This is a genomic window from Haloarcula litorea (genome assembly GCF_029338195.1).
Lineage (GTDB): Archaea > Halobacteriota > Halobacteria > Halobacteriales > Haloarculaceae > Haloarcula > Haloarcula litorea.
In genome coordinates this window covers 112,298-136,000 of sequence record NZ_CP119781.1, presented here as the reverse complement: position 1 = coordinate 136,000, position 23,703 = coordinate 112,298, and the positions used below count along the sequence as shown (strand labels likewise).

22 protein-coding genes are annotated in these 23,703 nt (G+C 59.5%); all 22 read right to left on the bottom strand.

Annotated elements, in window-relative coordinates:
* Positions 1–162: 162 nt before the first annotated feature.
* The 22 genes from P0592_RS19755 to P0592_RS19650 all read right to left on the bottom strand — a co-directional run bounded on the left by P0592_RS19755 (position 163) and on the right by P0592_RS19650 (position 23,703).
* Complete coding sequence (locus tag P0592_RS19755) at positions 163–2,316, bottom strand: hypothetical protein (protein ID WP_276274207.1); 2,154 nt, start codon at positions 2,314–2,316, stop codon at positions 163–165.
* Positions 2,309–3,202, bottom strand: coding sequence for a hypothetical protein (locus tag P0592_RS19750; RefSeq protein ID WP_276274206.1), 894 nt, complete (start codon positions 3,200–3,202; stop codon positions 2,309–2,311). Before P0592_RS19750 ends, P0592_RS19755 begins: the two co-directional genes overlap by 8 nt.
* Before the next feature lie 29 nt (positions 3,203–3,231).
* Positions 3,232–3,786, bottom strand: a complete 555-nt coding sequence (locus P0592_RS19745; protein ID WP_276274205.1) for a hypothetical protein — start codon at positions 3,784–3,786, stop codon at positions 3,232–3,234.
* Positions 3,764–4,297 (bottom strand): hypothetical protein, encoded by a 534-nt coding sequence (locus P0592_RS19740; RefSeq protein ID WP_276274204.1) that lies wholly within the window; start codon positions 4,295–4,297, stop codon positions 3,764–3,766. The genes P0592_RS19745 and P0592_RS19740 overlap by 23 nt, the downstream gene beginning before the upstream one ends.
* Before the next feature lie 544 nt (positions 4,298–4,841).
* The gene (locus P0592_RS19735) at positions 4,842–5,708 is read right to left on the bottom strand and encodes a DNA-binding protein (RefSeq protein ID WP_276274203.1); all 867 of its coding nucleotides are present in this window, start codon (positions 5,706–5,708) and stop codon (positions 4,842–4,844) included.
* 564 nt (positions 5,709–6,272) lie between these two features.
* A complete protein-coding gene (locus P0592_RS20315) occupies positions 6,273–6,578 on the bottom strand; it encodes a DUF8158 family protein (protein WP_473092246.1) in 306 nt (101 codons plus the stop codon).
* A 14-nt stretch (positions 6,579–6,592) separates the two neighbouring features.
* The gene (locus P0592_RS19725; protein WP_276274202.1) at positions 6,593–6,934 is read right to left on the bottom strand and encodes a type II toxin-antitoxin system PemK/MazF family toxin; all 342 of its coding nucleotides are present in this window, start codon (positions 6,932–6,934) and stop codon (positions 6,593–6,595) included.
* Positions 6,931–7,296 carry a MarR family transcriptional regulator gene (locus P0592_RS19720; protein ID WP_096396394.1) on the bottom strand — a complete coding sequence of 122 codons (366 nt, stop codon included), beginning with the start codon at positions 7,294–7,296 and terminating at the stop codon, positions 6,931–6,933. Before P0592_RS19720 ends, P0592_RS19725 begins: the two co-directional genes overlap by 4 nt.
* An 84-nt stretch (positions 7,297–7,380) precedes the next feature.
* Entirely contained in the window at positions 7,381–7,707 is a 327-nt protein-coding gene (locus tag P0592_RS19715) for a DUF7558 family protein (RefSeq protein ID WP_276274201.1), read from the bottom strand.
* On the bottom strand, positions 7,707–7,997 hold the full coding sequence (locus P0592_RS19710) for a DUF8069 family protein (RefSeq protein ID WP_008458005.1): 291 nt from the start codon (positions 7,995–7,997) through the stop codon (positions 7,707–7,709). Before P0592_RS19710 ends, P0592_RS19715 begins: the two co-directional genes overlap by 1 nt.
* A 73-nt stretch (positions 7,998–8,070) precedes the next feature.
* Entirely contained in the window at positions 8,071–8,616 is a 546-nt protein-coding gene (locus P0592_RS19705; RefSeq protein ID WP_276274200.1) for a hypothetical protein, read from the bottom strand.
* 182 nt (positions 8,617–8,798) lie between these two features.
* A complete protein-coding gene (locus tag P0592_RS19700) occupies positions 8,799–9,239 on the bottom strand; it encodes a DUF8030 family protein (protein WP_276274199.1) in 441 nt (146 codons plus the stop codon).
* A 540-nt stretch (positions 9,240–9,779) separates the two neighbouring features.
* On the bottom strand, positions 9,780–11,303 hold the full coding sequence (locus P0592_RS19695) for a primase-associated protein (RefSeq protein ID WP_276274198.1): 1,524 nt from the start codon (positions 11,301–11,303) through the stop codon (positions 9,780–9,782).
* Positions 11,300–12,184, bottom strand: coding sequence for a bifunctional DNA primase/polymerase (locus P0592_RS19690; protein ID WP_276274197.1), 885 nt, complete (start codon positions 12,182–12,184; stop codon positions 11,300–11,302). The genes P0592_RS19695 and P0592_RS19690 overlap by 4 nt, the downstream gene beginning before the upstream one ends.
* Positions 12,181–16,002, bottom strand: a complete 3,822-nt coding sequence (locus P0592_RS19685; RefSeq protein ID WP_276274196.1) for an ATP-binding protein — start codon at positions 16,000–16,002, stop codon at positions 12,181–12,183. Before P0592_RS19685 ends, P0592_RS19690 begins: the two co-directional genes overlap by 4 nt.
* Positions 15,995–18,229: a VirB4 family type IV secretion system protein gene (locus tag P0592_RS19680; RefSeq protein ID WP_276274338.1), complete on the bottom strand. Its 2,235-nt coding sequence runs from the start codon at positions 18,227–18,229 to the stop codon at positions 15,995–15,997. The genes P0592_RS19685 and P0592_RS19680 overlap by 8 nt, the downstream gene beginning before the upstream one ends.
* On the bottom strand, positions 18,213–19,334 hold the full coding sequence (locus tag P0592_RS19675) for a TraC-like domain-containing protein (RefSeq protein ID WP_276274195.1): 1,122 nt from the start codon (positions 19,332–19,334) through the stop codon (positions 18,213–18,215). Before P0592_RS19675 ends, P0592_RS19680 begins: the two co-directional genes overlap by 17 nt.
* A gap of 6 nt (positions 19,335–19,340) precedes the next feature.
* The gene (locus tag P0592_RS19670; RefSeq protein WP_276274194.1) at positions 19,341–20,402 is read right to left on the bottom strand and encodes a TrbL/VirB6 family protein; all 1,062 of its coding nucleotides are present in this window, start codon (positions 20,400–20,402) and stop codon (positions 19,341–19,343) included.
* A gap of 2 nt (positions 20,403–20,404) precedes the next feature.
* Positions 20,405–21,238 carry a hypothetical protein gene (locus tag P0592_RS19665; protein WP_276274193.1) on the bottom strand — a complete coding sequence of 278 codons (834 nt, stop codon included), beginning with the start codon at positions 21,236–21,238 and terminating at the stop codon, positions 20,405–20,407.
* Positions 21,235–22,971: a DUF8186 domain-containing protein gene (locus P0592_RS19660; RefSeq protein WP_276274192.1), complete on the bottom strand. Its 1,737-nt coding sequence runs from the start codon at positions 22,969–22,971 to the stop codon at positions 21,235–21,237. Before P0592_RS19660 ends, P0592_RS19665 begins: the two co-directional genes overlap by 4 nt.
* A 27-nt stretch (positions 22,972–22,998) precedes the next feature.
* Complete coding sequence (locus tag P0592_RS19655) at positions 22,999–23,418, bottom strand: DUF7985 family protein (protein WP_008458696.1); 420 nt, start codon at positions 23,416–23,418, stop codon at positions 22,999–23,001.
* Positions 23,419–23,424: 6 nt separating this feature from the next.
* The gene (locus P0592_RS19650; protein WP_008458695.1) at positions 23,425–23,703 is read right to left on the bottom strand and encodes a hypothetical protein; all 279 of its coding nucleotides are present in this window, start codon (positions 23,701–23,703) and stop codon (positions 23,425–23,427) included.

The window sequence follows — 23,703 nt, the reverse complement described above, 5'->3', positions numbered from 1 at the left end:
ACGCTAGTCGAGTGTGTGAACTAGATCATCCAGGCACAGCGATTACTACACTTTACTTTATGTTCGTCGTCGCGCAGTTCACTTATCGAATCATTCAGGCCATCTTCGCTTCGTCTTTTGCAGTCTTAGAGACACTTTACCGACACATCCGTATCTTGAATATTAGGTAGCCACCCCACTGCCCGCAGAATTCTCTTCATCACTTCCCATACTCTCGGATTCCTCACGGTCGCCTTCCCCCGCTTTGCTGAACTCCTTCATTGAGATGCGGCTCTGTTCGAGCCTTCTCATGAGGGACGAATCCGACTCGGCCATAGATATGATTATCTGGTACTCGTCCAGATATTCGGGGAGGCTCGTAAGCAGGTTAGTCACGTCGTGGCGATTGTTCTCATCCATGTCATTCGTCATGGGAGAATCAATTGTCAGCATCCGAATCGCCGGTGCATTCGACTCTTCTGTGAGAAGGTTCAGTACCGCCGAGTGGAAGAGTAATGAGTGGAGCGTTGCTTCAGCAGTTTCACGCTCTGCTCTATTAGATTTGAACTGTTGTTCCGGAGAGTGAAGCGTGAAATGGAAGTTGTTTTCTGAATCAAAGGTGACGCCCCTCGCTTCGGCGAAAGTCCCACGCTCAAACTTAGGCAGAATCTCTTCTTCCATCTCCTCACGGAGCCTTGCTTTGAGTTCCCTTCGCTGGTCTTTCCTCACTCTATACACGATGCCGTGTAACGTTTCCAGCGCTTCGTCCAATTCTCTACGCTCTTCCAAGAGGTCGGCTAGATGGTGGTTGGCACGGAGTTCGTATTCCAGTCGTTCTATGTCATTCTCAGTTGATTCGATATCAACCTCGGTACTAGCCGCTTCTTCGCGGAGATCTCGGATTTCTTGCTCTAGTGTCTCTCTTTGCTGAATCACGTCCTCGAAGTCCTGCTCCTCAATATCTTCCCTCACCTCCTCAATTTCTTCTTCTGTGGATTGGATCTGCTGTTCTAGCTGCTCAATCTCGTATTCAAGATCGTCTCTCTGTGCCTCTAACTCCTCCAGTTCCTCACGCTGCTCTTCTCGTCTGTCGAATACTGAACCGTCTGGTTGATGCTCCTTTTCGACACGAATGAGTTCATCATCAACATCCTTATCGCAAAGAGGGCATTGCTGGTCTCGCAGAAGGCGCTCACGCTGCGTACCGTCCACTGTATTCGTACAGACAGGGCATCGGTCTGGTACAGTCATCAGTGAGCGAAGTTCTTCACCGATATCTCCGATATCGTCAATCAGCTCGGAGTCTTCGTATCGCTGGATCTTACGCTCAGTTTCCCCCAGCTCCGAGACTTTTTCTGCCCGCTGCGTCTTCAAGTCGGCACGTTTAGACTGTAAGACGCCAATACGTGACCGCAGTTCGTTCAGCCGCTCTTCGGCATTTGAGCCTTGTTTGAGCGATTCAAGACGTTCGGTCTTGCTTGCTATTTGATTCTCCAGCTGTTCTCTCTGACGCTGAAACGTAGTTAGTCTCTCCCGAGCGTCTTCTAACTCATGTTCCAATTGCTCAATTTGGCTCGGGGCCTCCGCCATTTCATTAGAGATATCGGCTTCCTGTTCCCGCCAATTCTCGATTGCATTTAGTACGTTTGTAAGATAGATTCCGAAACTGATGTCAATCACTTCAGGTGCTTTCGACCAATTGAGGAAGTGGAGGAAGTCGTGTGGCATCAGGAAATACAGTGACATCAATTCATAGACTTCGTATCCTCGGTTCACGAACGGCAAGATGCCTATTCGCTCGAAAACCTCACTCGGCTGGTTATGTCTATCCTGAGGAACATCACGCTCTTCAGGAGGAACTACATCTTCCCCCGACGTTTCTGTGATAGTAGGCTCATCATAGTCATACAGCCCCCCGCCTCGACCTCGCCTCGTCATGCTCCTGTCTATCAGGAATGACGAGGTGTTGGTAACCCACTCTCCGCGCGTATACAATTCGTCGGCCCCATCTCGAATCAACTCCGTCATTCGGTGGGCCTGCTTGTCATCTGGGAGTCCAAGGAGGTTGAACTGTATCGCATTTATGAAACTAGTCTTCCCTTGCGAATTCAACCCATGGATGATTTTACTCTCTCCACCGAAATAGACAGATCTGCTTGAAATGTTCTGGAATGATTGGGCTGACAAACTTCGCAGCTTCACCGATCTCGGTCCGTATGAGAGTTCAGAGTAGTGTTCGGAGACAAAGTCCAGAAACTCGTCTACCTGCTCCTCGTCCAGTGATTCTTCATCCTCAAGACGGGACTCAATTTCTTCAATAGGATTCAATTCAGGCAATTTGCATCCCCCCTGCAATAGTACTGAGTATATCCCCCTCTTCAGGATCGAAGAACCGAGGACGTCCAGTCAGTAGCACGCGACCATTCGGGGTCGTAGAAAACTCATTAATGCTTGTGACATGGTCTTTTAGTTCATCGATTGGCATATCCCCGAAACGCTCTATGATGTCTCTTTGACTGATGACCCATTCTCGAAGTAGGTCACTCTCTGCCTTCCTCAGCCCATCGAATTTTGAATTATACCTCATTGTAATCATCTCCCCAGAACTCCCCAACTGGAGTTCGAATGGCGTGTACTGATTTGGGTCGTACTCATTGCTCACTTTTTGTTCAAACAACGTCCAAGCTAGTAGCCTGTCCTTGTCACGAGAGAGCCGTGTCGAGTGTAGTCCGTCCTCTTTTTTGCGGAATGTGTACCGATAACCCGTGAACTCCAACGAGCCAAGGTCTGTCCGTTGGTGGCGGGCGGAATGGACTGGTGTTTCCTTTAGCTCGTTGTTCGTGAGGTACACCAAATAATGAAGACGGTTGCTTGGCTCCAGACTGTCGTTCCCCGTGTAATCGAGGTAATCCCGAACCAATTTAATGAGAAGTACGAAGTCCACGATCTGGTCAAGCCTGTACTTGAGTTTATACGAGGAGTCGAACGCACCTTCAATATCAACGGCGCCCTCCCGAAACGTGGCTATCGTCTCTTCCGCAATATCTTTTTCTTGAAGATATCCGACCACACGATGATGAGAGAAGACCTCGCTGTTGAGAAACTCAAAATAATCATTGCTGAGATCATATGAGTCTGCGTTTCGTTGCTCCTGATGGACCTCGCGAATAATGGACAAGAAGCTGGAGAGATCGTCGCCTGAGAGACCGAGTTGCTCGCCCACTCGTTCGGGGGCTCTCCAGTTTCGTGACATTATCCTAGGCTGTTCTGGATTCGATGAACTTCATTCCTCCACTCGATGATGCTCCCACAGCCAAAGGTGGGGTTAGCGCTGTACTCCAAGTAGTCTTCAACCTTAGTGAGTAGGCGTTGCTCACTATAGACAATGTCTGGCTTAGTTGAGAAGGTCTCAAGTTCGGTCTCATCGGCATCGGTTAAATCGTGAATCTGAGAGTCCACCCAGATTATGACATTCCCTTCCCACGGAAACGTGCGTATGAGGTACTTGAAGTCCGAGAATAAGTCTTGTTCAACTACACAGTCACAGTCGATCAGCCAGATGCTGTTCTCGTATAGAAGACGGTGGTCATCAATTCCTCCTTCAATAGCTTGAGAGAGACACCCAGCATGAGGCTCAAGAATCACACTATCTCCGTAATTGGTAACGTGTGGTTGTACCTCATTCACGATCTCGGAAAGCGACATCCCATAGCACGAACTATTCGGCGTGAACAGAGCAACTCCTTCCGGATGAAATTCGACAGTTTCGCCTTCCTCGACAGGGTCAATCGTTGCTCTGTTGGCCATTTGTGACGCTGTTAAAGGCCGAGGTCTGCATGTCACTTAATTGCTTCCTCACAAACTGATATTGTTCACTGAGTGTCTCCCACTTTTCGTTCATTTCAGTAACCGAACCAACATCCGCACCAACCATTTTTCGTTGGCCGCCTGTGTTATACTTCTGAAATTCCTCATACCACTCATTAAGACGTTGCTCAACTTCCAAGGCATCATGCATAGGCTCGTTAGAGAACTCAGTTTTGAGTGAGAGTACGGCCCCGTCGATAGCGTCGGTGTCTGCTTCGATTGCCCCCTTTGCTGAGGACTGTAGCTTTTGACACTCCGAGAGAAATCTGTCAATCAAATTTTTCTTCCTGTTTTTGTCCGTCCTTGATAAGGAAGCTGTGGCATTTGCACCAGCCAACAGGACTGAATATATCGATGACAGTATACCCCCCGCCAAGAGGTCATCATTCGTGGGGATGATAAGCTCTGTCTTTGGATATATCAAGAGAAGATATCCGATATATACAATCACACACCCGACAAGAAGATTGAGAACTACTGATTTGAGAATATAGTTGGGGGAATGTAGGAGTGGGGAATACGTACTCGCTCCTGCCCTGGACAAGAGCCAGAAATTGATAGACACAGTAACGCTTACCGCCACTACAAGAAGAATAGTCAACTGATAGGTTGTGTAGGAAGGGAAGAAGACTGGCTGTTGACCGAGGAGGAGTGTGATAATGATAGGAACTGTTGCAACTAATGTCTGAGCAATGACGGCTGATTGCCGTCCAAACCACAAGAGTTCGACGAGACGGCGAGTGAATCCTATAGACATACCTTGGTGTAATCGCCTCGGAGGTCCTCCGGAGTAATTAATTTGGGTTAGAATACGGTACCGGCTTCAAAGTCCCTTTTTCGATATTCGCACTAAAAAGGTAGACTACATCACTTCGTTTTCGTTCAATGACCGGTCGTGGCTGCGCGCGCAGCGAAGCGAGCACGGAGCGGAGGGTGGGGCGGCGGGGTCTGGGCCGGTCCGGCACACAGCAAAAAAAGAGGATCGCCCCGACTGGCTATTCTTCCCACCACCGACCGCGCTCCGGGAACTCAATCCGGGACCACCCGGTCAGCGCGATTGAACACCGACCTTCGTACCAGTTCTTGGCTGCTGCCCGGAACCGCACCTTTTGACCTTCACGCACCACTGTCTGCCCGGATTTCTCCCAGCAGGTGAACTTGATTTTCCCGCTATCATCCGCTATCAGCCCGACTTGCTGGATGCTTGAGGAGGAAGGCTCCCAGAGGGTCTCGATTGTTCCTTCGACCGTCACTTCACCGACCGGGACGTCCGGCACGTCCGCGATGGGCACGATCGCCCCCGGCGCTGCCTTCAGTTCCTCGAGGGTCTCCAGCACCGCCTTCGTGACGTCCCGACCGCGTGCCACCTTCTCGGCCAGCTGCTTCGCGACGACCGCTCTCGACCAGCCGCCTTTCACTTCGTCGCTGATCCGCATCGCCTGCTTGTTCACCTTCGCGAGTACGTCTTGCGTCAGCTTCTCACGGGGATCCGTGCGCTCCGCCGGCGCCGGTTCGTCACGGCCACACAGCTCGCTGACGACTTCTCGCGTGCGCTGTTCCCGGCCCTCCTGCGTTCCCAGCTCGGCCTGGGCACTGATGCGCTCCAGTTCGGCTTCCCGCGCCCGAATGCGCTCTTCCTGTTCGAGGGTGACGCCGTGAATCCGGTCTTCGCTCGTGTCCGCGATCCCGTCCGGGTGGTTCGCATCCACCTTCGCCTGCGTCTCCTGCTCGACCGCCGCCTCGAACTCCGGCGTCTCGTCGACGACCGGGAAGCCGTCTTCATCGATCGTCTGACCGCCCGCTTTCTCGAATGCCTGTTCATCGACCGAAACGACCTTTCCGCTTGCGTTGTTACTAGACATTGGTATCACACCAAGGTACCACTGAAGGCGCTCACGCGCCGACACCGCGATGCTACTACATCGCGGTTTTCCGACGACAACGACCGACAGAACCATCTGCGCGCTCTCGCTCGCGCCTTCGCGAGCGCCCTACCGGGCGCGAGCGAGAGCGCGCCTGCATGAGGTGACCCCAACCAGCACCGCGCGCCGACCCGCCCGGAGCGAGCGGCCAGCGGAGTAAGCGTGGGGGGTGAGCAGCCACGCCGCGCAACCCCTCGCGCTTACCCGCTGGCGTCGAGACCAGATTCATTATAGCCCGGAACGGGCGCGGGCGGTGCGGAGAGCGCCCGCACGCCCGGAATGGTCGGTCGCGAGCGACGCGGAGGGCGGCAGCGGCGAGCGGGGCGGGCCGTCACGTACGCACCTGTCCAGCCGGCTAGGTCGCTCGGTGGGCCATCTACAGTCCTGGCGGACTCAGAAAGGGCGAGGCCGTCTCGATCGTCCCCCGACCCCGCAAGCACCGCAGGCACGAGGCGCGCAGCGGCGGTCGCGGGACGTCGAGCGGCCGAGGGCTTTCAAAGACGCCTACGAGTCCGTGTTCAGTTCACGGAGAACCTGTGTTGCGACAGTTCCGATCCGAACACCATCCAGTGCCGCCACATCGTGATCTGCAGCAGCCGTCCGAAACGGGACGCCGTCGACGAGGATCCGACGGATGACCGCCTGGACGACTGCGTCCCCGTATCGATCGACAACCGTGGCCATCGTTTCATCGAGATGTGCATCCGGGTGATCCGTTCGCGGAGTAGCCGCACGGTCGAGCAGCCGCTCACAAACCCTGTCGACAGATGGATGCGCGGAATTGCCAGTTCGTTCTTGGACGTCGTACACGGTCGTGTGATCGGTCAGTCCTCGGTCGGTGATTCGAGATACGCTTCGAGTGCGTCGACGACGGTCTGGACGAACGACTCCTCGAGGCGGCCCTGGCGTCGAACAATCGCGGCGTGCTTCGGCGACGCGATGGCCCACGGCGAGGCGTAACTCTGCCGAGGCATCCCGCCCTCGACCCAGTCGGTGTCGTCGAGGGGAATCCCCTCGTCGTGGGGTGTCGTCGTGAGTGTGACCGTCATATACTCCTCGTCACCGAATGGATGCGTGTCGTTGTTGAGAATCAGCCACGGACGAGGGTTCTCTCCCGACTTGAACGGGTCAGGTCCCCAGACGACATCCCCACGCTGATAGCTCATTCAGTCGCCTCGTCCTCGTCGTCGACAGCGTGCTCCAACCATTCGTCTATGTCCTCTTCACCGAAACGGTCGTTGGCCGCTCGCGTACTCTCGAGCATGCTGGCGTACGCGGCGACATCATCGACCTCACCGAGCGCCCAGTAATTGCCCTTGTGCCGGACGAGCCCTCGGTCTTCGAGGCGGGAGAGGACGACACTGATGCTCCCTGCTTTGACGTCAGTTGCGTCGCGAATCTCGCTCTGCGTGAACGCCTGGTCAGGGTGCGCAGCGAGGAAGCGCATCACGCGGTCCGCGTTCGTCTCCCCGGAGCGCTGGAGGTGATCCTCGGGGGAGGCTTCGAAGGTCTCGATGTCGATGGGCATATGTATTTCTTTGTCGGTGAGTGTATTAGGTGTATCGGCGTATTTCAACGTGATGGTGCGCGGGGCTATCGGGTGAGAAGCTAACTACTGCTCAACCATATGCTCCTCCAGGTCGCGCGTCCAGTACGTCGCGAGCCCGCCCGGACTACAGCGGGCGCACAGCTGCAACGGTCCTTCGAGGTGCCCGAGTTCCACCCGGAACCGGGTGAGCGCCGCAAGCGTGTCGACGACCAGGCCACAGCCGTCACAGGCGACGTGATCGCGCTCCTCGGGATTCGGCTCCGTCTGAATCGCACAGTCGACGCAGATCGGGTGGGTGACCCGTTCGTCCTGTCCCCAGGTGTGGGCTTCGCCAGTCTCGGTACCGGGCGGAGCGTCGCAGAACGCACAGCCGACGAGCGTTTGCTGCATCACTCTCCCTCCGCGTCGGCGTCGCGGCCGGCCGTCCAGCCACGGTGGAAGACGGCCAGCTGCGTCGAAGAGTCGAATGCGGCGCCGCTCGGCTCGTGAACCAGAACGTGGTCCTCGGGAACCGGAGTGACGACCTCCGCGTCGACGAGGTCGTTGACCAGCCGTTGGGCCGTCGCGTCGTCGATGTCCGCCGTGTCGACGCCGGCGGCGTCGCGGTCCTGGGCGAGCTGTGCTTTTTCGAACTGTTCGTAGTCACGACTCGTGTCGTCGTGAGGATCGGGACCAGGCATGGTGAGTCACGGCGCGCACACTGTCGCGCGCTGCACGCCTCCCGGCGCCGATAAATAGTCTGCGCGAGAAGCGTCAGTCCGGTCGGGGGTCGCGATAGCCGATGACGGCGACATCGTCGATGAACAAGACGCCCTTCATGAAGTCGAGCTTCGTCAGACTGTGCTGGTAGAGGTTATGCCGGCCAAGGTAGTTCACCGGCACCACCAGACAGCCGAACTCGATTTTCGGCCGGCCATCCTTCTGGGTGCGGTACCCTTTCTGGAACTTGAGGAGGTCGTCGCTGACGTTCTTCCGCTCGCTTTTCTCAACCTCGATGGCGATGCGAGCGTCGGCGTCGTAGAGGTCGACGCTGTAGTTAAACCCCTGATGCGACCAGAGTTTGCAGTTCGGGTTGTAGCCGCCGGCGGCGTCCCCCTCGTACTCGTACTGCGAGAGCTCATCGGCGATTGTAGCATCGAACCCGCCGACCTCCGTGTGTTTCGTCGAGCCGTCGAAAACGCTTGTCGGAACGGCTTCGACGGCCGTCTGAATCGACGCCAGCGACTCATCCGGAAACGCCTCGGACGAGGTTTGGGTGCGGCGCTCGCTCAGTTTGGTGACCTCCTCGACGACGACCATACTCGCTCTCGACGAACAGCGGCCCGATAAAACCCGTCGGGACTGCCGTTCGAGCGGACCGGCCGCCAGGATACACTCACTCGGGGTATAGGGCGGTGGGTGGGGGCGAGGGAGTGGACCCACCTTCAACGTTAACCAACAGTGTGTCGGTATCGGTTCGGAATGTTGGTTAAATCTAGCCGCTACGGCGTTCGGAGTTCTCGAACTGGCTTCACGACGAAGGTATCTGGCTCGCTGGCTGCTTCTTCACCTGACCGCTCCGCCGTCGTTGATGCCGACCGCGTGAGCTGAGTGATGAGCTCGTCGCGAACGGTTCGGCGAGGGACGGTGGTCTCGTGCCGGCCCAGCCGGTCGTCGAAGTGCCGCTTCTGAAACTGCTCGCCGATGTCGTCGCCGGCGACGTACTGCGTCCGCGACGACCGTCCGACCTGCCGGGAGACGAAGACGGCGCCCACGGCTTCGTGCGTGAGTTCGACGAGAGTACACTCCACGAGGGCGACGACTGACGCGTGACCCCGGTCGGTCGGAACCGTCATCTCGAGGTCCGCCCACGGTGCCTGGTCGTCTGGGGTACTTGCCGCTTGATGCGCTGCTCGTGTCTTGCTGCGTCGTTCCGAAGCCATCGTCTATCGGGGGCACCTGATGCGCCCCGCCACCCCCTCGCGGGGGCAACAGACTCCACCTGAACACACCCGCTGAAACTATGCGTTAAATCTGATACATTTCTGAATCCAAACTCTGGATGACGGTCCCTCGGCCTGAGAGAGCCGGCGGCCTTCGCACACTGCATATCGCCTCTTTCTTTGGACGAAATCCGCGATATGCAAGACGCTATGACGGCCTCAAATCGCAGAAGAACTCCGTCGGGCTGATTTGAGGCGGTAGAAAATACCTCGACGAGTTCGGGATTAATTCTGCCAGTTCTAAAATTGCTCGACGACTGGGTGACGACGGTAATATCGCGCACATCTGGATTTCTTTGGGTCGCTGCTCTACCCACTCTGGATCGCTCGAAGTTCCTCAACTCAGTGCCTCGAATCCTGAAATACCCCGATTCACTCGATTATGGTCGTGTTAGCCACTGAAATTGCTCGACGGGGAACCAGAAGGGTCTGGCAATAGGCTGTACCACAGTTATCAGAGTCCCGAGGGAAGCCTATGAATTAGAATTGCTCAGTAGGCCCAGCGGATTCCTCCTCAACCTGATCGTACATCTCGTCCGGGAACGGGAGGCTGCCCCAAATGGAGTAGGGACACTGGTCCTGGCCGATGCAGTAGCGCTGCAGATCGTCGTTATCGCAGTTCATCGGCAACGGCGTGTCGCCGTCGATCGTGTTCGAGAACTCGTATCGAACCTGGTACTCGGTCTCCTGTTCGTCGTACCACGGCCACCGAGAGAAGACATCCTTGAGGTCTGCGACGATCTCGCCGAGGCTGCTGTCCTGATACTGGGGGAGCCACATCACCATCCGCGCAAAGTTGTAGAGGTCCTTCCGTACGGGCTTCTTCTCGTGTAACCGCTCCTCCATATTCGCCATACAGGGGAGTTCGAAGAGATCCTCAATCTCCCGCACCTCGATCTGTTCGGCACCAGTCCCGGCTCGCCCGATTCGGTACGTATTGACGCGCCCATCGCGGTCGATGGTGACGGCCGAGTGGGACTCGTGGTCGGCTAGCGTCTTCGCGAGACTGCTCGGACTCGATATCCAATCCGTCACGGATGATTCCCAGTCGTCCTCGGTCTCGTACGCTTCCACCGCTCGATAGAGCTCTTTCGCCGAATGGAACTCTCCTTTCTGGGCGACGTCGTCAGGGGCGTCACTCAGCGCCCGACGAAGCACTCGGATCGTTCGTTCCCCACGGTCCCAGTTCCGCCAGATACGCTCGTGATGACCGGTTTCGAGAAAGCGGTCGATCCGTTCCGTGATCGCCGACTGGTTCGTGGTCAACCACGTCAGCTGGTCGTCGGAGAGCCCGTCTTCTTGCACCCGCAGGAGCTTCTTGAACGCCCGCTCGGCGTAGTCCCGATACTTGCTGTCGAAATCACCGACCGGGACGTACAGCTTGTTGTCTTTCACTCGCGTCAGTATCTCCCCGCCATCGTCACTCCCCGTCGACCCCTGGTCCTCCCGAACGAGACATTTGCGTGACGCTGCGGCCATCGGGATTTCGAGGTAGAGGCCTTCCCCGAACTCCGGCATCTCTGTGATGCCCGTACAGACCCGGCCGGGATGCGGCCCATCCTCGCCGGGTTCCTTGCTGTACAGCACGTCGGCGATGTCCTGCTGGAGCGCCCCATCACCGCGAGCACGGATGAGGGAGGCGAGGTTGTTGACGTACAGCTCCCGGATGTCGTAGAGCACCTGGATGTTCCGTGGCGACGCGTGCTCGAACTTCGGGTGCTCCTTTACACAGATCGCACTCAGCGTTGCAAGCACGGCGAGCGTCCCGGGCTCGTCGACGAACGGCTCCTTCGCGGCGTCGGCACGAACCTGCTCTTTGAACGCCGCCGTACCGAACCGCTCGAGATCGTTCACGAGGTCCTCGGGCTGATCCTCACCCTCGACGACGTATCGGTTGTAGCCACGCGTAAACAGCTGATTGATGCGGGTGTTGCCGTACTCCAACGGGAGTGCTGCGACCCGATACGCTGCGTCCTCGTCGTCAGTGGGCGTACTGGGGCTCATTCGTCGATCACCTCGGGTGTGGCCGACCGCACGTCGAACGCCGGGCTCTCGATGGGCTGGACGATGCTACAGACGTCGGCGTGCAGCGAGTAGGGCAGGCGGGCGACGCGCCGGCGGTCGGCCGTCACGACGGGGTCGATCGGGATGTCGTACGTCTCGAGGAGGAGGTCGTTCAACACCTCACGGCTCTGCTCGTCGTACCGGTGCGCCGTGTCCGTATCGAGGAGGTAGACGTGGACACCCTGCCCGCTGTACACGACCATCGTCTCCTCGGCGTCGAAATCGTCCTCAAAGATGTCTCGCACCTCGAACCCGTACTCGATGGCTTGGTCGACGTCTTCGAAGGCGTACGGATACCCGATTGGCTCGGCGTCGAGGATGCCGGCGGCGTCAAGAAGCGCCTCGTCATCTCGATCATCGACGTCGTCCGAGACGGCATCCGCGGCTCGTTTTCGAGCGATCTCCTTGGCGTCGATATCGACGAGGAGGACCCACGGTCGCTCCCAGTGATCGAGTGCGTAGTAGACAGCGTCGGGGCGTGGATCCGGTTGCTCCAAGACTTCTGGGTCAGCGAGTGCGAATTCGCTTCGACCGAGCGGGTCGTTCCGTGCGGGATGGCGAATGAACTCAACGACTTCCTCGAAGCTGCTGAACTCGGCAGTCGTTCGATCTCCCGATGGATCCGTTTGCCACGTATCTCGCCGGATGAAGTCCTTATCCGGCACCTCGTCGGTGCGCACCGGGTGGGCCTCGCGGAAGGCGACGGCGTACTGCTTCGGGCCCGTCGCCGAGATGAAGTCCGGCAGGTCATCGACATAGCGGGGAAACTCCTCGGCGTAGTAGGCGTAAATCTCCTCACGAGTTGCCTGTCGCCACGTCATGACTCGAGTTCCTCTTTGAGATTTTTGAAACCTCGAACGGTGGTCAGGCCGTCAGCATCGAATTCGTCGACGGCGTCTCTGATGTTCGCGAACGACCGCGCCGACCGCCCACTGACAGGCTCGTCGATCCTGTCGGCGTCAGCCAGCGCGCCAAGCACCTCGATGGCCGTCTCCCGAGTGTTGAACGCCCAGACTGCGTCGCCGTCCACGGCGCTGAGCTTGTCGTAATCCTCGACTGGGGCGTGCCTGTTGTTACTCGCGAGCTCCGCTTCACCTGCCCAGACCAGATTGCCCTCATCGTCGACCCCGGCTACATCCAGTACCGTTCCATCGTCGTATTCGTAGTACGGTTCGACGCGAACCACGTCGTCCTGCTGCTGGAGCCACGACTCGAGGAGCCGGACGCCGACCTTGTGCGGGGTTTTTTCGCCGAGGTCACCCTCGCCGGGGCCGGCGTTCAGTTCCTTGCCGAGGAGATCTCGTCCGGCCGGAAGCACGGTGTAGTACTTGCGCCCCGCTGCAGATCCCTCGTCCAGTAGCTCCTGTTCCGTGAGCCGCTCCAGATTGAGGTCCTCGTAGTCGTCCCGCAGCTGGCGCATACTCTTCAAGAGCGTGTACTCGTCGTCCTCTCTGTTCATCACGTCGAGGACTCGGCTCAGGAATCGCACGTCATCGCGACTAAGCCCGCGTTCTCGAAGCTCGTCATCGGGAACGGGTACGCCGCTGTCCTGAACGGGCGTCGATCCGTTCGCCGGTTGCTCCGGCTGGTTGCCAGCTGGGTCCTCGTCGCTAGCAGCGGGGTCTCCGAACAACGAACTGAACTCCCCGTGGTCTCCATCGGACTCGCTGTCCGTCTCGGGTTGAGTCGTCGACGTCGACCCGTCCTCGCTCGTCGCTTGGCTGATAAACGCGGATTGGTTCGGGTCGTTCCCCGTATCTCCATCAGCCGACGAGACCGCCGGGTCGGCTCCTGAACTTCCCCAGCCCGTCTCCTCCGGAGCAGGGCTCGATTCAGTCGTCGCTGTTAGTCCGTACTGGGCTGCTGTGCGCTCGACCATCCGTGGCCGGGAGACGGACTCGAAATGGTCTTCCTGCGGCTCTGTGAGCGGCTGGGCGCTTTCTGGATGCCCCGGCGCAATCGGGAGCGGCTTCAGCGAGAACGGCGGCGGCCCAGTTTCTCCGAACGACGGGCTCGGGAGCTGGGCGATCCACTCCCCACTCGGGAGCGTGTTGATCCGGTTGCGGAGTTCGGTCGGGCTGAGGTCCTCGTGGGCAAGCGACTCCGCGAGGTCTCGCTCGATCGAGATGTTGCCGATGAGCTTCGTCTTGATGTTGTTCAGCACCTCGTCGTAGGCCCGCTCGTTCCGATTCCGGACCTGCTCGGGGAACTGCATCACGAGGCCCATGCTCAGGCCGAACGACCGGCCCTGTGGCAGCAACTGTTCGGAGACGAGCTTCGTCGACGCGACCGGCGCCGCCTCCTCGATGATGAGGTTGGTGAGCTTCTCGTAGTCCGTCTGGCCGTCGCGTCGGCGCACCTGGACGGCGTCCCAGAGATTGCTCAGCAAGAGGAGTGTAATCGCACGCTGGGCCTCCGGACGGAGGTCCCCTAAGTCGAAGATGATCGTCGCGTCTTCATCGAGGAACTCGCGGAAGTCGAACCGGTTGTCGACGTACTCGCCGGCGTCGTTCTGTTCGGGAACGTGGCTGAAGATCCGCCGGAGATGCGCGTCCTCTTTGAGCTTGTCGAGGCGGTTCCCGACGGCGTCCAGCGACACCTGGAACTGGTGGTTGTCCTTCGCAAAGTGGCGCGTCAGCGACTCCTCGATGTTCTGGTTGTCCGCCGAGACCGGAGGGATCGTCTGCTCGCGTTGCATCCGGAGGGAGGCGGCGAAGAGGTCGTCTAGGCCGAACACGTCGCTTCCGTACTCCTCGTCGAACAGCGCCTTGATGAGGTAGCTGAGGATCTCGTTCGCGACGAACGCCTGCCCGTACTGCTCGCGTCCCATAATCATCCGGAGGATATCGTGGAAATGGTCGACCTTGTCCTGAATCGCGTCCTCCCGGTTGCGACCGGCCTCGAGTGCGGGGCGGATGTCGAAGAACGAGAACGCGGGAATCGTCTCGGGGACGCGGAAGTGGTAGACGTCGTCCAGGCCACCGAACCGCTCGTAGTGGCAGCGCAGGTAGTTCTCGCACATCCCGTCACCCTTCGGATCGACGAGGACGACAGGGCCACCGGTCGACTCGCGCAGGGAGAGGGCGTCGTTGATGATGGCCTTCGACTTCCCGCCCCCAGTCGACGCGAACCGCCCGTAATGCGTGGGCAACAGATCTGGCGGGATTTGGATCGGATCCGGTCGCGGCTCCCCGTTATCGTCGAGGGCGTACCCGATCTCCATCCCGTCCTGGAACTGCTGGATCAGGTCGGGATTCGGCCACGGGAGCGGATTGCGGCTCTGCTGTTCGGCTCTGGTTCCCCGGGTTCCCTCAACGGTCAACTGTTCGGAGGAAGGGACAAGGACGAAGTTCGCGAGCTCCGTCCCGCTGAGGACCAGCTCAGGCCGGGCCTTCCCCCGTCCCGTCGTCAACTCGCGATTGAGCAGACGCTGGAGCGCGGCCCGTGCGTTCTTCTCCTTCGTTTTCTCACGAAAACCACTCTCCCGGAGCCGTTGTCCCTCCACCTCGTAGAACGGCCCATCGAGCGTATCGAACACCGGGAGGAGCGAATCCATGCGAGCATCGAGATCCTCGCGAGAGCCATCAGCAGGGACGCCGACGGCGCGGATGTTGGCTGTGAACGACCGTTTGGCGTTCTTCGCGTCGATGTACTCGATCCGTTTCTCGACGGACTCACTGAGTTGTCGTTCGTCCTGGTCGCTCCGATGGTCCTCGACCTCAAGGAACGAGCCGACGACCTCCTGGAAGAACGTGTCTCGGCCGTCGACGAGGTCCTCTTTCCGCACTTCCGCGTCGGACTGCCAGCTGCTGCGTCGCTGGAAGACGACTTGGAACGCAGTCGGTGCTGTCGCCTCCATCAGGTGGTCGATGAGCGTCGCGAGCGCGGCACCGGGTTGGTCGACCGAGGAGAGATTCCCGTCTGACTCGTCCGCTGTGAACGGCGTCAGCGACGTCATCCAATCCTGCTTCCGAGATGCGGACCCACACCACTGGACACCGAGCGGGGAGACGGCGTCCTCGGCTGGCCGTGCCAGGATTGTCCCCCTCGGCGTCATCGTCGGTTTCTCGATCGATGGCCGCTGCTCGTCCTCAGGGAGTGTTTCGGGTGGGGCGAGTTCGAGAACAGAGTCGCCGAGGACAACGTGATGGTCGGGAATTGTGGCGGCTACCGTGCCGCCGTCGACGACCGGGTCCGTATTGGCTGCGTCGCGGTCAGCCGGCTCTTCGTCGACGTGCTCGTACTGCTCCCCTGGGCCAAACTCGTACTGAAGCCGCCCGGCTTCATAGTGCTCGACGAATTCCTCAGGTGTCAACTCGACCGGCTGAATGAGCCGGGCGGCGACATCGACGTCGACGCGTTCAATATCGAACGTGGAAGGGTAGATCGAGCGGAGCCGCTTTTCGACTGTATCGAGGTGAGCATCGGCGCCGTAGAAGAACTCCACCGGCTCATCCGGTCCATCACTGATCGCGAGGAACTCGAACCGAGGCGGTGTCTCGCTGTTGAGCGGGTTCAGCTTCGCCCCGAGGCCTGACGACCCTGGCGTCGTCAGTTTGTGGAGACTGTCGAGGACGCGGGGGATGCTCTCGGCATCGAGTTGCTCAGAGGTCGGAGTGACGCGCAGGTAGTCAGCCATCGTTGGTCTCCTCCGTTGACCCGCCGTCTGGCTCGGCAGCGACGGCGTCGGATTCATCCTCGCTGGTGTTCGTTTCGTTCGTTCCGTTCGTTACTCGCTCTTCAAGCTCCGCTTGGAACTCCTCCATCTCACTATCGACAGCGCTGTCGCCGGCACCGGGGAGCGAGGACCGAACCTGGGATGTCGGGTCGAAGTCGATGACCTGTTTCTCCTTCGGCATCGCTTTGACCTGGATCCCGCGCCACTCGCCGTCGACGCCCACCAAGGCCTCGGAGAAGCCGGCGTCCTCGTTGCCGGGCACCGCATCCTGGACGAACCGCATCTGTGCGTAGTTCAGACCGAACTCGTCGGCCCACTCCTCGTCCATCCCGTCGAGACGGTGGAACTGTTTGACCGCACACTGATCGAGAATCGCCTCGGATTCGGCGTGCTCGAAGAACTCGTCGACGGTCTGGGTGACCAGCCGGATCGAGAGGTCGTGGTGGCGGTGGTGGCGGAACACCGTCTCGAGGAACGCCAGACTGGCGGCGTCCTGCATGATGTAGCGGGCCTCGTCGATGTAGAACACGACCTCCTTGTCCGAGACCTTCGCTCGCTCGTACACCAGCGAGATGAGGAGCTGCATCGTTAGTGCCGTGCTGCTGTCCACGCTCCCCTCCTGCTGGGCGAGATCGAGATAGATGACCTTCTCGTCCCGGATGTCGAAGTCGGATTCTTGGCCGAGATTCGCGTGGCGACCATCGTCTTCGAAGGGGCGGAGCTGGTCGAGCAGCCACGTTGCGTCCTCTTTGATCTTCCCGGCTTCCTCGTCGGACCGGACGACGAACTCCTCGGGGTCGTCGATCATGTCCTCGAAGACGTCCATCATATCGCGGATGGTCGGGCTCGGATTGCTGTGCGTGGAGATGTCGTCAGTAATGTCCTGGCGCTTGTAGGCGCGCTTGAGCCCGAGTTCGAGCGTCGTCCGCCGGTCGCCAAGCGAGATACCGCGGAGCGCGAAGAAGTTCGTGAGGAAGCTCATCGCGTCGTCGAGCTTCTCGTTGAACGGACTCGCGTCCTCACCCATCGCCCGCTGGACGTGCTCCGGGGTCTCCCGGATCTCCAGCGGGTTCAGACCGAGCGTCCCGCCGACCGTGATCCGTTTGGCGTCGAGGGCTTCCGAGACACCGGCCCAGTTGTTCAGCGGTTCGAGGATGATCCCGATACGGTCCTTGCTCTGTTCGATGGACCGGATAAAGTTCTGCTTGGAACTGAACGATTTCCCCGAGCCCGTGTCGCCGACGGTGAACATCGCGTACCCGTTGTCTCGTGCGAACGGGTCGATGACCACAGGGCTCTGGTTGTCCTTGTGAATCCCGAACTCGACGCCGCCCTCCTCGAGGATCGTCGCGTTGTGCGGCGAGGAGAGTAATGCGCCGACGGCGCCGCCGAGTGCGATTGACGTGCGGCCGAACTCGTTGTCGCCGATGGGCGCGGCGGACTGAAGGGCGAGGTCCTGCCGACAGATTGCCGTCTTCGGCGTGAGGTTCGCCGGGTCGTCACGAAGCGCACTCTTGACCTTCTGGACGGCGTCTCTGAGGTCGTCTTTCTCGTCGGCCCGAACGGTGATGAACATCCCCTGGTCGAAAACGCTCGCGCCGTTCTCGACAGCTGTGTACGTCGCTGCGGCCTCGTTGGCCCGCTCTTGGAGGTAGGCACTCCGGACGCTCTGTTCCAAGTCAGCGTCGACTTGGAGGTCGTCAGCGATGTCCTGCAGTTCATTCCGGGCCCGCTCTTGGTTTTTCGGCGTGATGTGGGCCGTCAGGTCGAACTGCACGTCGGTCATCTCGAAGAGATCGCTGAGGTAACCGTCGTTGGGGTAGTCCGGGTAGTCGGCGATGTACAGCGTCGTCGTCCACTGCTCGCCGACTCGTGCGGCTCGCGTTTCCCACTCGGCGGCAGCCGGCGCGGTCACCGTCTTGTGTGACTCGGCGATGTCGTCGAGGAGCTGACGTTCGGCCTCGCCCTGTTCGAGTGTCTCCTCGTTGAGGACATCCGAGAACTCGACTTCTTCAGTGTCGTCCTCGGTGTACCAGTCCCAGAGGAGTTTCCCACCGATACCGAGCAGGACGACGATGAGGAGATAGAGCGCTGCGCCCTCCGTAGAGGTCGGACTGGAGAGCCATCTGACGAGCTGGCTGCCCACGCCGCCCCCTGCTTGAAGGACCGCGCTACGCATCGAACGCATCCTCCCGGCGCGACTGGCCGATGATCGGTTGTTCGCGAACGACACGCTCTGCCTCGTCGTAATCGTGTTCGCGACCGTTCCAGAAGTCCATATTCAGGACGAACAACTCGACCGTGCTGAGCCGGCGTGCAGACCAGCCCGACGCCTGCTGGATGAACTCGGATCGTACGTCGTTCACCCGACTGTCGAGCTTCTCGAACATCTGAGCGCGACGTTCGACGTCAGTGAGGTCCTCGCGACGGGTGACGAACGGGTTGAACAGGAAGCCGATGACGGGGAACTGCGTCAGCTTCTCGGCGGGCGTGCCCTCGTCGCGGAAGCGGTCGTAGACCTCTAACGGACTGACCTGGACGCCGATGTAGTATCGCACCTGCTGGATGCCGCGCTCCCGCATCTCCTTCGGTCGGGTCTCCCGGTACTCCTCGAGGAGTTCCTTGAAGATCGGGTTCTCCGTGACGTCTTCGTCGTTGAGGCGGTCTTCGATGTTCTCCGTAATCTGTTCGACCGGGAACGAGCGGGTCGTCGCGTGGAGTTTGAGCTTCGAGTCCAGCTCTTTGTTGGCGAAGTCCTCGCCAGCGTCTTGGAGTTGGGCCCAGTCGTCGGACATCGCGAAATCCATGTTGTCGGGGTCGATCTCGATGAACGCCTCCATCGTCCCGTCGTCCCGCTGAATGGCTCCTGCGCCCGGCCACGCCCGCTCGATATTCGTGAGGTCCTGTGTTCGCTCGTCCGGCTTGAATGGCGTGTAGTTCGCTAGGCCGCCCTCGTTGCGCTCTGTTTCGTTGGTGCTCCCGTCGGCGTCTTCGGGAGCACTGAAGGTGGTTTGCGGCCGCTTGACGTACCGATAGACGTCCTTGGTCCACGTCCACGCATTCAGGTGATCGGGAGAGACGTAGACGATGGCGACGCCGAAGCCGAAGCCGCCGGCGACGAACGGAAGCGCAAGTGATTCGATGCCCGTGAGGCCGGCGATGAACAGGCCGACGATCGGGAAGGCGATCAGGACGCCCACGTCGCCCTCCTCGATGTTGAGGTAGGGGATACGACTCTCCTCACCGAACTGGTCCATGATGCGCCGTGCGGCTGCGTCTTGATCTATCGACATGGGTTGTTAGTAGCTTCCAGGGTCGTTCTCGGTCCGCCGGTAGGACGGCGTCCCGTTGTCTTCGTCACCGTTCGTCCCTCGAGCTGCTGCTTTCTGGGCGACCGCGTGCCCTGCGGCGGCCTTGGGCCCCCATCGGGCTGCGGTCGTCGCGACGCCAGCCCCACCAACGTAGGCCCCGGCAGCCACGCCGCCGATGAGAGCAACTCCCTTCGTAGCGCCACCTAGAACTTTCGCGGTCACCGGGGTCGCGTACTTGAACGTCTTCCAGGTGACGTACAGCGCAACCAGCGGGAGCGAAGCCGCGACTAAGTACTTGAGGAACGCTGTCTCTGGTGTTAGGGTTCCGCCGGAGTACAACAAATCATACCCCTTCAGAACCATCGCTGCAGGCAATGGGAGAACAGCAAGCGGAACGAACCGTTTGCTGAACCCCATCGCTACGTCTGATATTACCGGGATGTTTCCGTATGCGAGAGCGAACGCGATGGGCATCCCATACAGATATACGTAGAGGAGAATCCGTCGAATGTAGAACAGCGCCTCAAGCGCCCACATGGAGATACCGCCAAGCAGAGCAAAGAGAAGACCCAACCCAGGATTAGTGATTGAACCAGCGATGAATTGCAGCATCGCTGCTGCGAGGGAGGACAGTTCGGGCATCAACGCGATTGTGAATCCATCGACGAGATAGAGGGTGAGGGCACCAATCCAGTACCAAGTGATTATTAGGAACGCACCCACCCACGCGGTCTTCTTGGTTTTCCGAGCTTCGTATGCGCTCCCGATGTTGAAGATTCGGATAGTGTGGCGTCCCTGAACGCTCATCACGAGCAACAACAGGGCGATTAGCATTATCTCGCCACCCACGAGCCCCTCCTGAATCGCCGGCCACGGTGCATTGCTCGGCTGTCCGAAAATGAACGCTCCATCAGTGTGGGGAGTGGGAGTCCCAAACATCTCTTCAGTCAGAGTCTGATACCCCGACCGAAGCCCGTCCATGAACAGGCCGATGAACCAGTCCACAACGCCCTTGATCCCTTCGAGGACGACGTCGATGAGGTCTACCATCGTTAGGCCTCCGTAATGCTGACCTCGCAATCGCTCATCTCAGTCGATCCAGAGTACTGTACATCGAACGAGTTGGAGACCTGATTCCCCCCAATCTGGGTTTCGACAGTTACGGTGAATTGTCCCGAGTTCCCCTCGGGAGAACATCCCATCCCTTCGTCAGATTCGGAACCGAAGGGGTACGAATTGCTGAACAAGTCCCTTGTTTCTCCCGGAGGGATGAGGACCTGCTCAGTCTCGTACATCCCACTTCCGCGGGGATCATCAACTGGATTAGGGACGTCTCCCGAGAAGATCAGTTTAATCGCAGCATCAGGGCCGCTACCAGTATTTTCAACTGTGACGAAAGCCTCCCCGTTCTTTAGCCGGTCCGTTTCGGTATCGCCGTAGACATCATCCCAGGGTTTGTCGGGGTTGTTTCGGTAGAGTCCGACCTCTCGGATCTGTAGATCTGGTTGAACTGCAACCGTCGCATCCCCCGCTTCCTCTTCGCCTTTCAGTGCGACAACCTCGTACTCGCCGGGTGCGTAGCTCGTTCCGAGATCGAAGGACACCTGTTGTGACCCCGTAGCGACTTCCCGCTGACCGTACAGCTCCCCATTCGGCTGAATGAGGTTGATCTGGTCGAACTCTGAGTCGGCGGCGAACTCGACGACGAGTGCTGTTCCATCGACGGTCACCTGCCGAAACGCACCCGAGCCATCTGCGGGGCTCTCGCTCCCATTCGGGGTGGTGCTTCCGTTACTGTCCAGGCACCCGGCCACACTCGCGAGCGCGGCGCCGGCGACTGTTCGGAGGGCGGTCCGTCTGCTGAGGTGGTGGTTGTCTCGAGTCATGGATTGTTCTGGAAGATGTCTTCGGGGCCGAGCATTCGCAGGAGCCGCTTCCCGGCGTAGAACATCACGAAGAAGGGGAGCAGCTGCCATCCGACCTCGACGAAGAGGGCAAACCAGCCCTCGATCGTCCCGAGTGGATGCCAGCGGGCCGTCGCCGTATCACTCACGTAAGCGGGATTGTGGCCAAGCCACGACCCAGGGTGATACCGGGCGGTGTAGATTCCCGGCTGCTCCACAGTCACGATTGCGACGCCAGACGCGTTCGTTTCGACCCGCTGGTCCGCGATGGTGATGTATCCGTTCCGGGCCCCACCACCGATCGGATACCGGCGACCACCTCCGCCGAGTCCAATCGGGGTCCCCGTCTGGTTATCTCGAAGCTCGATACGGAGCGTCGCCTGTGACTGGTTTTGGTGGATGACCTCGATGGTGAGATTACTGCGCCGGAGCTGTCGCTCAGAACCGGCGTCAGGGGCGACGATAGAGGCGTTCACACCGCGGACGATGCCTGCAACGTGGAGGTCCTCACGGTCGACTGTCTCGGCGCGGACGGCGAGACCATACGTCGTCGTGTAGGACTGGTTGACGATCTCGATGTTGATGTTCTCGCCGAGGGTTCCGACCGGCGACGGACGGTCCGTCCCCCAGGTATCGATGATCTCGGGCCCATCACGGACTGGCTCAGCACGGGGCCCGATCCGGGAGGGATACGCGTGGACGTAGACGGGAATCGCGTCAGACTCGACGCTCGTGCTCCCCGTCCGGCTGGACTGCACGAGCGTATCCCAGTTCGTGTTCCGTGCTGTGTAGAACCGCCAGACACCGCGAACGCGAGCACTTCCGTTCTCGGTTAGCGTGTAGCCCTGCCAGGGACGGGACTGGAAGATCGCCACCCCGGCATCGCCGTTCGGGTATTCGGCGTAGTAGGGGTACGCCGCAAGGTCGTAGATCTCGACATCGATCGAGTCCGTGACGTTGAGCGACTCGGTCTGGTACGTGACATCGACATCCGTCTCATCACCTCGGTCGATCCGGACGGTCTTCTTCAACCGAACGTCTATCTCTGCTTCGAGGGTGAGTGTCGTACTCCAGTCGTCCTCGATCTTGTACTCCAACGCAGGGGTGTGAGAGCCCTCCTGTTCGACGATGGTGGTCCCATCGTTGATGAGGCGGACCTCGTCGACCTCGTGGCTCGTCAGCGACCACTCGACCGTCCGATTGCCGGACGAACTCCCATTCGGGACACGGACACGGTAGTCGACGAACCCACGCATCGTTCCGTTCGGCGCGATGTAGAGCGGGGTTTCACCCGACTCTAGGTGGCCTCGCGTCGATGGTTGGACGGCGAATATCGTGGCGTGTGCATCTTCGATGTAGACGCCGTCCTCCAGCGAGGCGTGTGGTGGGTGAATGGAGGTGTCCGACCCGCCTGCGTTCAGATCCTCGAAGTCGTTCCGTGTCCACGTCGCCGCGGTCGCTGGTGGGCGCTTGAACGTGATGTCCGTCCCGTTCGCGAGCTGTTGCATCGCAGTCCGAGATTCGCCGTACCGCTCTTGGTACGCCTCTTGGCTGATGTAGTCGTCCGCGTCGCGAGACCACAGCGTCGCCGATTCGTTCTCTGTGAGCCCGTTGTCCTCCGTTCCTGGCCGTGGTGGAGTAGCCGTGACGATACCCGTGACTACACTCGTCACGCACAGCGCGGCCACGATTATGGAGAGCTCTCGACGTTCCATAGGGCTCACAGCGGGGGTGGGAGCGGTTTACCAGGGGACGAGGTCGACACACTGAGCCAGCGGGAGACCCATCATCGACCCGGCGACGGTGTACAGCGGGCCGAGCACCACAAGGACGACCGCGGACTTCATCGCGGAGCGTTTGTGGCGCTTGAGGCCCTTCTTCTGTTCGGGATTGAGGGTGAACATCTCGATGAGGGAGTCAGCTTGCCAGACGATGGCGAGGCCGACGATCCCCAGCGCGGTGGTGAGCTGGAAGAATCCCTCAATCATACTCGGGAGGTTATCCGCGCTGCAGACCGCGTTGGTCTGTGCGGCAGCGGGTTGAACGGCGAACAGGCTCAGGAGGACAATCGTAACTGCAGCTTGCCTGGGAAGCCTGCTTCCAGACGACGATTCTGTTTCGGAGCTACGCTCAGGGTCGGAGGGAGTACTATCCTGTGTCATAGCGGGTTAGTCGTTGGACGCTTCCCCAGCCGGTGAGCAGCCCCGTGGCTCCTCAACGAGCGACTGGAGATCATCGAAGCGGTTCGTCTCCTCTGCGATCTCTTCGAGCGTGTAGCCCTGTTCGCGGGCCCGGTCGAGGAGGTCGCGGAGTTCATCGGGATCGACACCGCGGACGTCCATTTCCTCGCGGAGGGCGCGACGATAGAGGGCAGAGGCGTTGATGTGGTCGTTCCACATCAGGTACAGGTCATCGATTTCCTCGATGGTGACTGACCGTGTAATCAT

Coding starts and splice junctions, on each gene's coding strand:
- P0592_RS19685 (WP_276274196.1), bottom strand. CDS start 16,002: ATGGCTGACTACCTGCGCGTCACTCCGACCTCTGAGCAACTCGATGCC.
- P0592_RS19650 (WP_008458695.1), bottom strand. CDS start 23,703: ATGATTACACGGTCAGTCACCATCGAGGAAATCGATGACCTGTACCTG.
- P0592_RS19720 (WP_096396394.1), bottom strand. CDS start 7,296: ATGCCCATCGACATCGAGACCTTCGAAGCCTCCCCCGAGGATCACCTC.
- P0592_RS19670 (WP_276274194.1), bottom strand. CDS start 20,402: ATGGTAGACCTCATCGACGTCGTCCTCGAAGGGATCAAGGGCGTTGTG.
- P0592_RS19675 (WP_276274195.1), bottom strand. CDS start 19,334: ATGTCGATAGATCAAGACGCAGCCGCACGGCGCATCATGGACCAGTTC.
- P0592_RS19715 (WP_276274201.1), bottom strand. CDS start 7,707: ATGCAGCAAACGCTCGTCGGCTGTGCGTTCTGCGACGCTCCGCCCGGT.
- P0592_RS19655 (WP_008458696.1), bottom strand. CDS start 23,418: ATGACACAGGATAGTACTCCCTCCGACCCTGAGCGTAGCTCCGAAACA.
- P0592_RS19700 (WP_276274199.1), bottom strand. CDS start 9,239: ATGGCTTCGGAACGACGCAGCAAGACACGAGCAGCGCATCAAGCGGCA.
- P0592_RS19705 (WP_276274200.1), bottom strand. CDS start 8,616: ATGGTCGTCGTCGAGGAGGTCACCAAACTGAGCGAGCGCCGCACCCAA.
- P0592_RS19690 (WP_276274197.1), bottom strand. CDS start 12,184: ATGACGTGGCGACAGGCAACTCGTGAGGAGATTTACGCCTACTACGCC.
- P0592_RS19680 (WP_276274338.1), bottom strand. CDS start 18,229: ATGCGTTCGATGCGTAGCGCGGTCCTTCAAGCAGGGGGCGGCGTGGGC.
- P0592_RS19735 (WP_276274203.1), bottom strand. CDS start 5,708: ATGTCTAGTAACAACGCAAGCGGAAAGGTCGTTTCGGTCGATGAACAG.
- P0592_RS19665 (WP_276274193.1), bottom strand. CDS start 21,238: ATGACTCGAGACAACCACCACCTCAGCAGACGGACCGCCCTCCGAACA.
- P0592_RS19660 (WP_276274192.1), bottom strand. CDS start 22,971: ATGGAACGTCGAGAGCTCTCCATAATCGTGGCCGCGCTGTGCGTGACG.
- P0592_RS19695 (WP_276274198.1), bottom strand. CDS start 11,303: ATGAGCCCCAGTACGCCCACTGACGACGAGGACGCAGCGTATCGGGTC.
- P0592_RS19710 (WP_008458005.1), bottom strand. CDS start 7,997: ATGCCTGGTCCCGATCCTCACGACGACACGAGTCGTGACTACGAACAG.
- P0592_RS19745 (WP_276274205.1), bottom strand. CDS start 3,786: ATGGCCAACAGAGCAACGATTGACCCTGTCGAGGAAGGCGAAACTGTC.
- P0592_RS19725 (WP_276274202.1), bottom strand. CDS start 6,934: ATGAGCTATCAGCGTGGGGATGTCGTCTGGGGACCTGACCCGTTCAAG.